Consider the following 15207-nt stretch of genomic DNA (forward strand, 5'->3'; position numbering starts at 1 on the left):
TTAATATAGCAGGGTTGTGTGATATATAATGAAAAAAATTGATTTACATGTACATTCTTTGGTATCCGATGGCAGTTTTATGCCCGGGGAATTGGCTGCTCATGCCAAAGCGCAGGGGCTGTCGGCTTTTGCCCTTACAGACCATGATGTGATTGCCGGCAACGACGAGGCGCAGGCGGCAGCAGCGGCTGTGGGGATAGAGTTTATTCCCGGCATGGAAATGACGGTAGAGTTCAAGGGGCATAAGCTGCATATTGTATGTTTGGGCTTTGACGCACAGCACCCGGAGTTTCAGCGCCTGTATAAAAAGATTCGTTCGGTCAAAGAGGGGAAGATTCCCGAGATTGTGGAATATGTCCGCCGTAAGGGTGTGGCTATTACCATGGATCAGGTGGAGCAGTTTGCCTATAAGGGGCTGCTTGACAGGTATGCGGTAATGCGTTATCTGGTATCGCTGAAAATGTATGACCGCGCCCAGCCTTTATGGGACAATTATCTTGACCCGGCCGTGGTGGCGATGGGACTAAATGTGAACATCACCGCTGAGGAGGCGCTGCCGATTATCAAACAGGCCGGCGGCGTGACGTCGCTCGCGCATTTCCATAAGAAAATTGGTCTGGGGGAACTGGATAACCGCCAGCAGCAGGAACAGGCAATTGTGGAGCTGCACCAACTGGGGCTTGATGGCATGGAAAGATATTATCCCAACTATACCGCTGATGATGCAGAATTTGCGGCACAGATGATTGCCAAATATGATTTAATGCCTACGGGCGGCACGGATTTCCATGGAACGAACCGGCCCGGGATTGAGATGGGGAGCGGTTTAGACGGCAATATGGCCGTGCCGTATGAGTTTTTTCAGGAAGTTAAGTCACGGCTCAACAAGTAATTTTTTTCATTGGCAGGATTTAGACTGAATCAGCTAGAAGTTCCTAACTAGTAACAGAGTGTTGTGGTACTTTTCTTTGGCGCAAAGAAAAGTACCCAAAAGAAAACAGCGGACTGAAATCACATCACGTGATTTACGTCCGCGAGCGCTCATCCATGAGCGCGGGGTTACGATATATATTTATTTATTGGTTTGTGGTGTTAGGAGGGCTTTTGATGAAGACTTGGGTTTGTACGGTTTGTGGCTGGATTTATGATGAGGCCAAGGGTGACAGTGAGTATGATTTGGCACCGGGCGTGGCTTTTGCGGATTTGCCGGAGGATTTTGTCTGCCCTCTGTGCGGCGTAGGCAAGGATATGTTTGAAGAACAATAGCATAGTTGTCATGTAAAATGACCGGTCAATTTGACCGGTCATTTTTCTTGTTAGCAGGTCATAAGACTATTAAACAAATTTATGATATGATAAAAAATAATAAAAATATTTGTCGCTTTTTATTGATTTTTTTATATTGCTTTGTTATAATTATCACGTAGTGAATCATAAGCGTGATTCATAGTTATAGCCATTCCGAAAGCGGTTTCCTTTATTGAATTTACAGACTTTTGGCAATCGCTTTCTAATTCTTAAGGAGGCATTTGATTATGAAGGTAACAGTTGTTGGTGCAGGTAACGTAGGCGCTACCGTAGCAAATGTGCTGGCAGTAAAGAATTTCTGCAGCGAAGTTATGCTGGTGGACATTAAGAAGGGCTTTGCCGAAGGTAAGGCTATGGACATCATGCAGACGGCACATCTTCTGAACTTTGACACCACGGTAACGGGCGTTACGGCTGAAATCGGTGACGAAAACGGTTATGCACCGACGGAAGGTTCCGATGTTGTGGTTGTTACTTCCGGTATGCCGCGTAAACCGGGCATGACGCGTGAAGAACTCATCGGCGTAAATGCAAAAATCGTCAAAGGTGTTGTTGACCAGGCGCTGAAGTATTCTCCGAACGCTATCTTCATCATCATCTCCAACCCGATGGACGCTATGACGTTCCTGACTCTGAAAGATTCCAAGCTGCCGCGCAACCGTGTACTCGGCCAGGGCGGTATGCTCGACAGCAGCCGTTTCCGTTATTTCCTGTCCAAGGCTCTGCAGGATGCTGGCTATCCGGCAACGCCGACCGACATCGATGGCACGGTTATCGGCGGTCACAGCGACAAGACCATGGTTCCTCTGACGAGCCTGGCTACTTATCGCGGCATTCCTGTTACGCAGCTGCTCAGCAAAGAACAGCTTGATGACGCTGTAGCTCAGACGAAGGTTGGCGGTGCAACGCTGACCGGCCTGCTCGGTACTTCTGCCTGGTATGCTCCGGGCGCTGCTGCAGCCGCTATGGTTGAGGCTATCGCTCTCGATGCCAAGAAACTCATGCCCTGCTGCGTATACCTCGATGGCGAATACGGCGAAAAAGACCTCTGCATCGGCGTACCCGTTATCCTCGGTAAGAACGGCATGGAAAAAATCGTTGAATACAAGTTGGAAGGCGACGAAAAAGCTAAGTTTGATGAAAGCGTAGCTGCTGCCCGCAACACCAACTCCAAACTCGGCGATGCTTTGAAATAAGCATATTTAACATGGCCCCCGTTGACCGTAAAAAGTCAACGGGGGGTATTTTTTTTCGCGCCCTATTAAGTTCTGTCCAAAATATGACGATATACCTCTTAAGAAGGGCGGCCTGTGGCAAGGGAGGTGTTTGTCATGTTAGACCGGATTGAGCGTGTCGCCCGGGTAAAAGGCGTGGATTCAGGGATAAACCGTTCTTTTGAGCGTAAGGAAGGCTATAATGATGACAAGAAAAATAAACAGTCATTTGCAAACGCGCTGACGAAAGAAATGGAAAAAGAGGTGCGTCCTGCCAATGAGGCAGGTATAGGCGTACCGAATGCTTATCGGCTGGAACTGTCTACACGGCCAACGCAGTCGTTATTTTACCGGGAATATGTTGACCTCAGCGAAGTTGAAGGGAAGATAAATGTTACCGGATAATGGGGGATTATTCTATATGGGGACTAAACAGGAAAGTCTTATAATGATTTTGCCGTAACCAGGCTGTAGGGATTGTTGGCTGGTTACGGCATTTTTATTTGACGACAATGCTGCTGTTAAGGTAAGATTACGCTATAGTTTACTGATAGAGAAGAGAGGAAAGCGCAGCTTATGCCTGAGGAACAGACGTTAAAAGATGATGAATATTATATGCAGGAGGCCCTGCAGGAGGCGCAGCTGGCGTATGACCTGGCAGAGGTGCCTATTGGGGCGGTGCTCGTGGATAATGCCACCGGGGAGATTGTCACCCGTGGCCATAATATGCGCGAAATATGGCATGACGCTACCGCTCATGCGGAACTCATTGCCATTCAAAAGGCCTGTAAGGACTTGGGACGCTGGCGGTTGTCGGGGCTGACGCTCTATGTTACCATTGAACCATGTCCTATGTGTGCCGGCGCTATCGTCATGAGCCGGGTGGACAGGGTGGTCTATGGCAGTACTGACAGCCGGGCCGGTGCCTGTGAGTCGGTATTTAATATCCCCGGCAATGAACATCTGAACCACCGGCCGGAAATCACCGCCGGCGTTCTGCAGGCAGAATGTGCTGGTATTATGAAACGTTTCTTTAAGGAACGGCGTGCCCAGAAGAAACAGGCAAAACAGGCAGCGCAGGAGTGAGAGGGGAGGCAGGAAAATGCGGATTATCATCACGGATTCCTATGAAAAGATGGGGCTGGAGGCGGCTAATATTGTCGCCGGGCAGATTTATCTGAAACCCAACAGCGTGCTGGGACTGGCGACAGGCAGCACACCTGTGTCCATGTACCAGCGGCTGGCTGCCGTGCATAAGAGTGTAGGTCTGGATTTTTCCGAGGTGACGACCTTCAATCTCGATGAATACATCGGCATGAGTCCGGAAAATCCCCAGAGTTATCATTACTTTATGCAGGAAAATTTCTTCCGTCATATCAATATCCGCCCGGAAAATGTATTTTTGCCCAACGGCATGGCGGCAGATATGACAGCAGAAGGAAAGCGCTATGAAAAGCTGATAGAGGCCAGGGGCGGCATTGATTTGCAGGTGCTTGGTATCGGTCAGAATGCCCATATCGGCTTTAATGAGCCGGACGTAAAATTTGCCGCAACCACGCATAAGGTGGAGCTCGACGAGGAAACCATACAGGCCAATTCCCGGTTCTTTGCCAGTGCTGATGAAGTGCCGCGCTATGCTATCAGTATGGGGATAAAGACCATTATGATGGCTGAACATGTAATTTTGCTGGCCAATGGCAGCAATAAGGCAGCAGCGGTGTACAAGGCCGTCTGCGGTGATGTGACACCGGAGGCGCCGGCGTCTATCCTGCAGCTGCATCGTGATGTGGCGGTTATCGTTGATGAAGAGGCAGCAGCTCTCCTGCCGGAGCAGATTCCCGGTATCAGTATCACGCATAAATAATTACAGCCCTGAGTAAAATTCCGCGTAAGAATCTTACTCAGGGCTGTTTAATATTGACTTGTCAAATATCCCAATGCAGGTTGTCGGGGTTCGGGGTTGCCTTATCCACCTGTGTCAATATCCAGGAGGCGTTGTCATGGGTAGCGGCAAAGGCTTTGTCAAGGCCGGCCTGATAGCTGGCAGGAATTTCCATGGAATGCAGGGCCATGTGCATATAGTCCTTGGCCACCAGGGTGACGCCGCGTTCAGCGGAGAGCTGGGCTTTGAAACGGTAGCCGTAGTAGAGGTAGCTGTTGTGTTCGATGGGAATATCCTTGTAGGCGGCGATACGTTCGTCAGCCTCTGTTTCCGCGTCAGCAGTCATGTCCATCTGGTGCATGAGGTTCCAGCGGTCAGCCCATAACTCGCCGCGCAGAATGTACTTGTAGAGGAAATCCGTGGATTCGGCCAGTTCAATGGCCATATTGATATGACGCAGGGCGTCATCGTGCTGGCCTAAAGAGCGTTCCAGACTGCTGAGACGCTGCAGGGCAAAGACCTTTTCTTCCACTTCCTCCGCGATATCTTCGTTGGGCTCAGCCTCAACCACGCTATGGAACAGTTCCAGCGCCTCGTCATTTTTATCAATACCTTCCATCGCGAGGAAATGAGCCAGACGGGCCCGGGCGCGCCAGCTATCCATACCACCGGCAAACAGGTTTTCCGGCGGCTTGGCCGGGGAATCCATTACCACATGGACAAGTTTATGAAATTCATCTTGTGTCATAACTATCTCCTATCATAAAAATCCGCAGATTGTTTTTGTACAGATTTTATTCTATATAATAAGTATTGACACGTCAACTGCAGCAGCTTTAATCTTCCTGTAATACTATGGTGTTATGATGATTTTAGCTATGGCAAAACTTGAATTATTGCGTTATAATAAACAATATGTGTCCTGTAATGGAGGGGTTCTATGCGAAGGATATTATTTTTAGCATATATGGCAGCCCTCTGTTTGCTGTTGCCACTTGCTACGGCCGCAGCGGCGGAGAGTGATTTTGGCGAACGGATAAATGGCATGGCGGAAGTGACGGGGCTGCGCGAGAGCAGTGATGGTGATAAGACACGTATCGTCATAGACGCCACCCGGGAAGTCACCTACAAAAAAATGGTACTGTCAAGTCCCGACAGGGTGGTGGTGGATATTGCCAACGCCTGGCTGTCACCTGAGGTGAAAAGGTCCATCGACATAGACAATACCTTTGTGGGCAAGGTAAAGATTGCCCAGTTTGACCCTAAAACCGTGCGTGTGGTGGTAGAAACCAAGGTGGGGCAAAACAATTATCAGGTATTTACCCTGAACAGTGGTTCCGTGCCCGGACGGGTGGTTATGGACTTTGGCAATCTGGAAGATTCTGACGATGTTAAGATTGACTGGTCAAAAAAGACTACAGAGCCGATAGAACCACAGCCCGAGCAGGAAAAGCCCATGCCCCGGGCTGGCGGCGGCAGTGCCGATGAAGATGTGGATACGGCGATTAACGGCATTACCGGTTTAAAAGGCCGGGTAATCGTCATTGACCCCGGTCACGGTGGCAGCGATTCGGGCGCTATCGGCCCCACGGGCGTTATGGAAAAGAGCATTACGCTCCGCGTCGGCAACGAGCTGCGCCGCCTGCTGACACAGGAAGGGGCGACGGTCTATATGACCAGGTCGACGGATAAAGAGGTCTCGCCCAAGCGGAGCAAGGCCACAGATATTGAGGAGCTGCAGGCCCGCTGTGATGTGGCCAATCAAAAGAACGCTGATATATTTGTTTCCATTCACATGGATTCCTTTACCAATGACGCGGCCAAGGGAACTACCGGTTATTATTATTCCCTCGGCAACAAGCGTTCCCGCATTCTGGCTGACAAGATTCGGGCCGGGGTTATTGACCAGCTCGGCACGCAGAGCCGCGGTACGCAAAGCTCGAATTTTTATGTAGTAAAACACACGGATATGCCTGCAACTCTTGTGGAACTGGCTTTCATTTCCAACAAGAATGAGGAACAGCTGATGAACAGTGAGGACGGTATTAAGAAAGCCGCCCAGGGCATTGCCGATGGTATCGCCGATTATTTCGGCTAATTTGAAAGTGAGGATTTAACAGATACCCATGGAAGAACAGAATACCCAGATGACTCAGGCTGAAACACTGGCCCAGATGATGGCCGCAGATATGGAGGAGCGTAAAAAGGCGCTGTATCGTCATAAGATGCCGGCGCAAAATACGCTTAAGGATATGCTGACGGCTATGACTAAAGCGGAACTTGATGATATCCGCTTTAATCTCAATGTTTCCGGTACCAGCTCGCTGAAAAAGGCAGAACTGGTGGAACGCCTGGTGCCGGAAGTGCTGAATTTTGCCCGTCTTTGGCTGCCTTCTATCCTGTTGGAGGAGTATGAATGTTTCCAGCATTTCCTTATCAACAAGGGGCAGAGCACGGAATTGCGCGATGATGATGTGCGGCTGGATTATTTGCGCGGACTGGGCATGATTTCCTGTGCCAAGGACGGCGATAAGCTCGTCTGGTATATGCCTGAGGAAATTCGTGACGAGTTCAAAAAAATCAATTCGCCCACGTTTGAGGCCCTGGCTACGATGAATACGGAAATAACCCGCCTGGCTGCCGGTGCACTGTTCTTCTATGGCTATATGGATTATGAGGCCCTCTACACTTTGGTGGCCGGTCATTTGGAACCCAACCAGCGTGAGGATTTGTCCTTTAAGGATTTTGTCGGCGTTATGCTGAATGCCTCCTGCTGGACCAATACCATTGTTGCGCTGCCGCAGGGTGTTAAGTATTATACCCTCATTGACGAGGACGCGCTGGAACGGGAACAGCTTAAGCACAGCAATCTGGATTTTGCACCGTTTACGTACACGCAGCTTTTTGAGGCCGGTACGGAGAACCATATTGACGATACCAATGCGTATAAGGCGCTGGCACAGTTCTTTATGACGGCGCATGACTGTGATGTGCTGAAGGCGGCTGATATCGTTGGTGAGATTTATATACTGCTGCAGAACGGCGGCAGTATGCAGGAGGCTGCGGAATACTTGGAGCAGCTGGGCATGATGAAGGACGATGCCAAGGCCCGGGCCGTAGTTCCCCTGCTGATTGCCTTCAACAATGAAACCCATCTGTGGCCGCTTAAAGGTCATACGCCGAGTGAACTGTTTGCCAAAAGCGGTATGGGCCAGGTGATTCCCTTCGAGGAAGTGCGCCGCCAGAAGGTAGGCCGCAATGACCCCTGTCCCTGCGGCAGTGGCAAGAAATATAAGAACTGCTGTCTTTCAAAGGATGAAAACTAATGAGAGAGGCTCATGGCTATAAGGCAAAAGCACGACAGTTTTTTGTGGTGCTTTTGCCCATCTTTATAACCCAGTTGTCCCTGATGGCAACCGGGTTTTTTAATACGGTGATGGCCGGTCATATCAGTCAGGAGGACTTGGCAGGTGTGGCCGTGGGGGTTAATCTTTTCATGCCGTTTTTCGGCAGTTTTCTGGGGATTATCTCCGGGCTGACACCGACGATTTCCCAGTTATATGGGGCGTCCAAACAGGAGAAAATCGGCTTTATTGTCAAGCAGGGCTTTTACTGGGCTCTGGCCTTGGGCGTGGGCTTTGTAGCGCTCGGGTGGCTGACGGTGCCACAGCTTTTGCCGCTGCTTAATCTGGAGCCGAAGGTGGCGTATATCACCAGTCATTATCTGATGGCGTTGTCTATCGGCATTATCCCCATATTTATTTCCGCCGTACTCCGCAATTTCATTGACGCGCATGGCTATACCCGGATTACCATGTGTGTGACCATGTGTACCGTGCCTACCAATATCACCTTGAATTACATATTTATGTACGGCCTGTGCGGTGTGCCGGCTTTTGGCGGCATTGGCGCCGGTATCGGTTCGGCGGTAACGCTGACCTTGAACCTGCTGCTCAATATTCTGGTGGTTACCCGTTTAGAGCCGTTCCGCAGTTATCATGTATTCCGTCATTTGCCGGGGATAAATCTCACTGAATGGAAAAAGCAGCTGGGGGTTGGCCTGCCTATCGGGGCGACGATGTTTTGTGAGCAGAGTATTTTCGGAGCGGTGGGGCTGTTTATGACAGCTTATGGCACGACGGTTGTGGCCGCACATCAGGCCGCGATGAATTTTACGACCATTGTCTATATGCTGCCCCTGGCCGTGAGCATGACCTTGACCATACTGGTGGGCTTTGAGGTCGGGGCTAAGCGCCTGAACGACGCCCGGCAGTATATAAAGCTTAGCCGCTATCTGACCTTTGGTACGGTGGGGATTTTGGCGCTGGTGCTGGTTCAGTTTCGGGACGAAATCGCCGCCTTTTACACCACGAGCCCCGAGGTGCAGCCTGTTCTGGCCGGGTTCCTAGCTTATGCGGTATTCATGCAGTTTGCCGACAGTATCAACGCTCCGCTGCAGGGCGCATTGCGTGGCTTTAAGGACGTGCATGTCACCCTGCTGCTGGCGATTCTTTCCTTTTGGCTTATCGGCCTGCCCTTAGGCTGGGGGCTGGCCCGGTTCACCACCTTGGGGGCTTATGGCTATTGGATTGGACTTATCGCCGGCGTGCTGATTGGTGCGGTTCTGCTCCAGCTGCGTCTGCTGAAGGTTGAGCAGAAACTATAATTATGAAATGAAAAATATTGCCCTTTTATAATAAAAAAAGTATAATATCCTTATATAACCAGTTTCGTTATAGAAAGTATGAAATTTTTGTATAGCAAGAAAGAGGCAGGATATGGATATTAAGGATATGCGGGCATTTTATGCCATTGTCGAGGAGGGCAACATCAGTCATGCAGCACAAAGGCTGGACATTGCCCAGCCTGCCCTGTCACGGCAGATGAAACGCCTGGAAAATTCGCTGGGGGTGCAGCTTTTTGAACGGGGCAGCCGCCGCATTCGCCTGACTGATGCCGGCCGGGTGATGTATTCCCGGGTGGAACATATTTTAGGCATGGTGGACGGCACTGTCCGGGAGATTACGGAAATCGGCTCGGGCGTGGCCGGCTCTATCCGCCTGGGGACGATTACCACTTCCGGGGCCATGCTGCTGCCGGAACTAATCTCGGAGTTTCATTCACGCTATCCCCATGTTACCTATCAGATTTGGGAGGCCGAGGGAGCACGCATTCTGGAACTGCTTGACAACCGGGTTATTGAAATCGGCATTACCCGTACGCAGGTGGATTCCAAGGTCTACGAGTCCATTGTGCTGCCCAATGAGCCCCTGGTGCTCATTATGAACAAGGAGCAGGAAATCGGCAGCCAGAAGGATAAGGTAAACCTGTTGGAGTTAAAGGACAAGCCCATCATCATTCCCCTGCGCTGGCAGTCGGTCTTCATCGCTAATTGCCGCAAGCTGGGCTTTGAACCACATATAATCTGTGTCAGCGACAGTATCGTGCAGGATTTGCTGCTGACCAAGATGGGCGTGGGCATGGCTTTACTGCCGGTGTCCTCCAAAACGCTGCTTACAGACGGCAACCTCATTTACAAAAAGCTGGTGGAGCCGGAAATGAGTACCCACACGGTTATCGCCTGGCTGAAAAACCGCACCTTATCGTCTTCCAGTGAGCACCTTATCCGGCTGTTCCGGGAGATGTATTTAGGCGAAAAAGGTTAATATTATGTTTTGATTAGAAATGAACGGCAAGACTTTTCAAATCTTGCCGTTCGTTATATTATATATGTAAGTGCCTAAAAATAGCAGGAGGGATTGTTGATGGCGAACCCGAAAATTTTTATTGTAGAAGATGAACAGCGCATTGCGCGTTTTTTGCAGATTGAGCTGGAACACGAGGGCTATAATACGGCTACGGAAAGTAATGGCCGCCGCGCTTTGGACCGCATTGTCCAGGGGGATTTTCAGCTGGTGCTGCTGGATTTAATGCTGCCGGAAATGGATGGCATTGAAATCTGCCGTCTGGTACGCGAAGTGTCCGATGTGCCCATCATTATGCTGACCGCCCGCGATGATGTCGAGGATAAGGTAAAGGGGCTGGATATCGGCGCCGATGACTACATCACCAAGCCGTTTGCCATGCAGGAACTGCTGGCCCGGATTCGCCGTGCTCTGCGTCTCCATTACAAGGAGAAAAACGATGACGTAAACGTAGGGGAACGCCTGTCGGTCAAGGACCTGGTCATGTACCCGAGCCTTTACGAAGTACGGGTTAAGGGCGAAAATGTCACCCTGACCAAGAAGGAATACGCGCTGCTGGAATACCTCCTGCGGAACAAGCGCAATGTTTTGAGCCGTGAACAGATTCTCCAGTCTGTCTGGGGATATGATTATAACGGTGATACTAATGTGGTGGATGTGTATATTCGTTACCTGCGGGCCAAAATCGATGATAAGTTTGAGGAAAAATACATTCATACGATACGGGGCGTAGGATATGTTGTTAGGGATTAAAGCCTGGCTGCGCCATCCCCGACTCATGTTCAACCGTTTGCGTTATGCACAGATTTCTACCAAGATTACCTGCTTTTATGCGGCGGTACTGCTGCTGGTGCTGATTCTCACCAGTACCCTGACGGGCCTGGGCGTCTACTTTTCATTTTATCATCAGGCCGAGGTGGAGCTGGAAATCAGCATGAACCGCGTACTTGACAGCCTGGAGCAGGGCAGGATTATCGGCAGTGATTTTGGCCGGGATGATATGGTACTGCCGGGGGTGGTACTGCGGATTACCGATAATGCCGGCAAAGTGGTTTATGAAAACGACAGCCACTATCCGCCGCTGAGCCGTATTGAAGAACATACGGTGAAAAATCCGCCTTTTTGGGCCAATAAGAACATGAGTGTGGTGGAGTTTCGCAATGCTACCCTGTATCATGCCCGGATGGATGTAGAGTACCGCGGTCAGATTTACAGGATGCATTTCTTTAAGACCATCACGGCGGAACGTCATTTCTTGGAAACCCTGCAAAAGATACTCTTTTTGATGACGATTCTGGGATTCTTCCTGGCGTTGATTGCCGGGTTCTTTGTCAGCCGCCGCATTTTGCAGCCCATTCGGGAAATGACCTCTACGGCGCGCAAAATCGAAGTGGAAAAAATGGACCGGCGCATTGTCGTGCCACCGGCGCATGATGAGCTCACAGAATTGGCGGAGACCTTCAACCACATGCTGGACAGGCTCGAGGACGGCTTTAAGCAGCAGCAGCGTTTCGTTTCTGACGCCTCGCACGAATTGCGTACCCCGGTTACGGTTATTCTGGGGTATTCGGATTTGCTGTCCCGCTGGGGGCGTTCTGACCCGGCTATTCTGGATGAGGGGATAAGCTCTATCCGTTCCGAGGCGGAAAACATGCAGCAGCTGATTGAAAAATTGCTGTTCCTGGCCAGAGCTGACCAAAAACGTCAGGTGCTGCACAAGGAAAGCATTGAACTCAGCGAGCTTATTGCCGATGTTATGAAGAAGATGGAACTGGTGACCAAAGACCATCATGTGGAATTGCTGGCTAACGATGACGGCATGATTTACGGTGACGTGGTGACCATGCGGCAGATGCTCAGAATTTTTCTGGATAACAGCACTAAATACACGCCTAAGGGCGGACATATTACCGTATCCTCCCGGCGGGTGGCGGATGGCAAATTCATGCAGGTTGACCTGTCAGATGATGGCCTCGGGATTGCACCGGAAAACCAGCAAAAGGTTTTTGAACGCTTTTATCGGGTGGATTCTTCCCGTACCAAAGCCGAAGGCGGTGTCAGTGGTACAGGCTTGGGCCTGTCCATTGCCAGCTGGATTGCCGAGCAGCATGATATAAAAATTTCCATGACCAGTGCCTTGGGCAAAGGAACAACCATACATTTACAGATTCCTGTCATATAATCAATTATGGAAAGATAGTATAGATATTCATAAGATAGCTAAAAGCCTCACAACAGAGTTAGGACAAGCCTTACTCTGTTGTGAGGTTTTTTAGTTGCATTAGGCAAACTCATGTTAATTATGGATTTATGCACATGTATCTGCGGATTGTGAATGAACAGTTTCTGTCATAAGGATGGGCGGCGTTGACCAGCCAGATTGACCAGTCAACGCCGCCCCATTTGCGATTTATAAAATTCCTTTGCAATCAGGGATTCCTCTAAAATGAACTTGTTACTAACATAGTTTTGAATGGAGGAATTGCTTATGAAAAAGAACAACAATGGTACTGTATACGGTTACATTCGTGTATCTACTGTCTCACAGAGGGATGACCTCACGGCAAAACTCATCTCCAATCTGGTCATTCAAGTCGTATCTTTTTGTAGGCAAAAATAAAAGAGTCTCACAGGTCACCATCCCGAAGACTCTCCTACCGGTGTAAACTCGTGGTCTACCCCTCTTTTTCGTTTGTAGGTTAATTATACCATTTCCGTTATATACTAGCAAGAAATTTTACGCAAAAATTCTAAGGATGGCAAACCTTGCAGGCCACATACCCGTCATTAACTGCTGCCTCCCGGGAACTATATGGAATGAAATTATCCGGGTGCTTGATGGTGCGGCGGGTAATGTAAACTCCCCCTTAAATATCCCGATTTCCTACATTTTTATGTATAGTATGTTCGCGGTTTTTGCGGGAAATCCTCTTTCGTGTCTGTGTTGGCGTGGACGGCCCAGCTGTCCACCCAAGCCAGCGGACACCCGTTGCCTGTAACGGGCTGTGCGTGGGGGCGGTCTGTATGCGGAGGCGTCAGTCCGCCCCTGCCTGACTTGTTAGCGTCTTATTGATTCGGGATAAGGGTGGGTAACGCCCTTTCCAAATTAGATGACCGGTCAAGTTGACCAGTCAACCGCCTGCTTACGTTAATTTAACTCGTTTTAACTCATCTTTAACTCGTTTTTAACTCGTGTAGTCGTTTCGTTTCCATATTTTAACTCGACTAATTGAGTTAAATGAGTTATAATCTATATTAGATATAGAGAGTTGGAGGTGAGGGCATGAGAACTATACCGACAAAAGAAACTCTGGAAATAGAATTCAAAAGTGATGTGAAATCCTATCCTGACCGTGATTTAGTTGAAGAAATTGTTGGCATGACCAATACCGTTGGTGGTGTGCTGTTTCTTGGCGTGGAAGATGACGGAACGATTACAGGTATTCAAAAAAAACATAAAGATGCTGTTGGCGTAACTGCATTGATTGCCAATAGTACCGTTCCGCCTATATCGGTCAGGGCAGAAGTGATAAAGGAAGAAAAGGAAGTTTTAAAGATAGAAATTCCCCGGAGCCGGGGGGTTGTGTCCACTTCTTCAGGGAAAATCCTGCGTCGTCGTCTCAAGCTAGATGGGTCACCAGAAGTGATTCCGATGTATTCCTATGAAATTCCTTCCAGGCTGTCTGAACTGGGATTATTGGACTTTTCCGCACAACCGTTGGCAGGTGCAGTGCTCGATGACTTGGATCCGAATCAAAGAATTCGCTTGCGAAGGATAATCCAGAATAGACAGGGCGGTGAAAAGGCACTTCTCACGTTGCCGGATGATGAGTTGGATATTGCCCTTCGTCTGGTTACAGAGGTAGCCGGAAAATATGTTCCGACCATGACCGGTATGCTGCTGATTGGCAAAGAAGAGCGCATCGCGGAACTGATGCCAACAGCAAGGTCAACCTTTCAAGTCCTGGAGGGGACGGCAGTTCGTATCAATGAGGAGAGTTCAAAACCACTTTTGGAGCTGTTTGAAAACTATGAGACGTACTTAAAAGCATGGAATCCTGAGAGAGAAACGGAATATGGCCTCTTTCGAATTCCCATTCCAGAGTTTGACTGGGCTGCCTATCGAGAAGGTTTGGTGAATGCTTTCTGCCATAGAGACTATACTATGCTCGGCAGTGTGCGCGTATTGATTGATGATGAAGGCATGGTCATCAGCAATCCAGGTGGGTTCATTGATGGTGTAAATTTGAAAAACCTGTTGACTGTGGAACCGCATGGCAGAAATCCGGCGCTGGCAGATGCCATGAAACGAATTGGTTTGGCGGAAAAAACCGGACGCGGGATTGACCGTATTTATGAAGGTTCGATTATATTTGGCAGACCATGGCCTGATTATACGGAATCGACAAGCCGTACGGTAAAGCTGTTTATTCAGCGGGCAAAAGCAAATCTGCCGTTTGCTAAACTTATTGCGGATGAACAAAGACGCCAACAAAAACCGTTGTCTATCTATACCTTGATGATTTTGTCACTGCTCAATGGTGAAAGAAGATGCAGTCTGGATAGAATCATAGAAGTTACCAATCTTAGTGAAAATAAAGTAAGAGCTGCTGTGGAAAACATGATTGAGACTGGTTTGTTAGAGGCATCTGGAAATGGCAAAAATCGTTCGTTCATTTTAGGGAAGAATGTTTATCGGGAAAAAAATGAATCGATAAAGTACGTTCGGCAGACTGATATTGACAGTATCAGACGTCCGGAACTGATTATGAAGTTGGCAAAGACCCAACAGGGTATCATTACGAAACAGGATGTTATCGATTTGTTCAAAATATCTCCAGCACAAGCATATTCGTTGCTTAAACAGCTAAAAAATGAAAATAAGATTACATTGTTAAATGGGGGGAAATATGCTAGGTACAGGATTGTCGAGTGAACTGTAAACAACAGGTAGGAAGTTTTATGATGCGTGGCTATATATAGTAGCAAAAAGCCTGGTACCATTTGAACGTACCAGGCTTTTTGCTGTTGAAATATTATGTTGCCTGCCAGTAATCCGTCACTCCATGGGCAATGGCTATGCTGATAGTGATAACCA

At 49.0% G+C, this 15207-nt stretch carries 14 protein-coding genes; 13 read left to right on the forward strand and 1 reads right to left on the reverse strand.

The features are described 5' to 3' along the window. The first annotated feature begins 28 nt into the window (after positions 1-28). The 6 genes from DL94_RS0107725 to nagB all read left to right on the forward strand — a co-directional run bounded on the left by DL94_RS0107725 (position 29) and on the right by nagB (position 4386). Positions 29-892: a PHP domain-containing protein gene (locus DL94_RS0107725; protein WP_028129661.1), complete on the forward strand. Its 864-nt coding sequence runs from the start codon at positions 29-31 to the stop codon at positions 890-892. Positions 893-1107: 215 nt separating this feature from the next. Beyond that, positions 1108-1266 carry a rubredoxin gene (locus tag DL94_RS0107730; RefSeq protein WP_026765787.1) on the forward strand — a complete coding sequence of 53 codons (159 nt, stop codon included), beginning with the start codon at positions 1108-1110 and terminating at the stop codon, positions 1264-1266. A 269-nt stretch (positions 1267-1535) separates the two neighbouring features. Further along, positions 1536-2504, forward strand: coding sequence for a malate dehydrogenase (locus DL94_RS0107735; RefSeq protein ID WP_028129662.1), 969 nt, complete (start codon positions 1536-1538; stop codon positions 2502-2504). Between the two features lie 135 nt (positions 2505-2639). Next, positions 2640-2927 (forward strand): hypothetical protein, encoded by a 288-nt coding sequence (locus DL94_RS0107740; RefSeq protein ID WP_028129663.1) that lies wholly within the window; start codon positions 2640-2642, stop codon positions 2925-2927. Positions 2928-3098: 171 nt separating this feature from the next. Beyond that, positions 3099-3608, forward strand: a complete 510-nt coding sequence (gene tadA / locus DL94_RS0107745; protein ID WP_037371600.1) for a tRNA adenosine(34) deaminase TadA — start codon at positions 3099-3101, stop codon at positions 3606-3608. A 16-nt stretch (positions 3609-3624) separates the two neighbouring features. After that, positions 3625-4386, forward strand: a complete 762-nt coding sequence (gene nagB, locus DL94_RS0107750) for a glucosamine-6-phosphate deaminase (protein ID WP_028129665.1) — start codon at positions 3625-3627, stop codon at positions 4384-4386. 61 nt (positions 4387-4447) lie between these two features. Here nagB and DL94_RS0107755 read toward each other — a convergent pair whose 3' ends face one another. After that, on the reverse strand, positions 4448-5152 hold the full coding sequence (locus DL94_RS0107755) for a hypothetical protein (protein WP_028129666.1): 705 nt from the start codon (positions 5150-5152) through the stop codon (positions 4448-4450). A 192-nt stretch (positions 5153-5344) separates the two neighbouring features. Here DL94_RS0107755 and DL94_RS0107760 point away from each other — a divergent pair, with 192 nt between their 5' ends. From DL94_RS0107760 to DL94_RS0107795, 7 genes are all read left to right on the forward strand, one after another. Next, positions 5345-6502, forward strand: a complete 1158-nt coding sequence (locus tag DL94_RS0107760; RefSeq protein WP_028129667.1) for an N-acetylmuramoyl-L-alanine amidase — start codon at positions 5345-5347, stop codon at positions 6500-6502. 28 nt (positions 6503-6530) lie between these two features. Then, positions 6531-7730, forward strand: coding sequence for a YecA family protein (locus tag DL94_RS0107765; protein ID WP_028129668.1), 1200 nt, complete (start codon positions 6531-6533; stop codon positions 7728-7730). After that, a complete protein-coding gene (locus DL94_RS0107770; RefSeq protein WP_028129669.1) occupies positions 7730-9070 on the forward strand; it encodes an MATE family efflux transporter in 1341 nt (446 codons plus the stop codon). The genes DL94_RS0107765 and DL94_RS0107770 overlap by 1 nt, the downstream gene beginning before the upstream one ends. 112 nt (positions 9071-9182) lie before the next feature. After that, positions 9183-10070, forward strand: a complete 888-nt coding sequence (locus DL94_RS0107775; RefSeq protein WP_028129670.1) for a LysR family transcriptional regulator — start codon at positions 9183-9185, stop codon at positions 10068-10070. 99 nt (positions 10071-10169) lie between these two features. Further along, complete coding sequence (locus tag DL94_RS0107780; protein WP_028129671.1) at positions 10170-10862, forward strand: response regulator transcription factor; 693 nt, start codon at positions 10170-10172, stop codon at positions 10860-10862. A 25-nt stretch (positions 10863-10887) separates the two neighbouring features. Continuing rightward, the gene (locus DL94_RS0107785; protein ID WP_028129672.1) at positions 10888-12291 is read left to right on the forward strand and encodes a sensor histidine kinase; all 1404 of its coding nucleotides are present in this window, start codon (positions 10888-10890) and stop codon (positions 12289-12291) included. A gap of 1101 nt (positions 12292-13392) precedes the next feature. Continuing rightward, the gene (locus DL94_RS0107795; RefSeq protein WP_028129673.1) at positions 13393-15045 is read left to right on the forward strand and encodes an RNA-binding domain-containing protein; all 1653 of its coding nucleotides are present in this window, start codon (positions 13393-13395) and stop codon (positions 15043-15045) included. The last annotated feature ends 162 nt before the right edge of the window (positions 15046-15207 follow it).

Source organism: Selenomonas sp. AE3005, from assembly GCF_000686945.1.
GTDB lineage: Bacteria > Bacillota > Negativicutes > Selenomonadales > Selenomonadaceae > Selenomonas_A.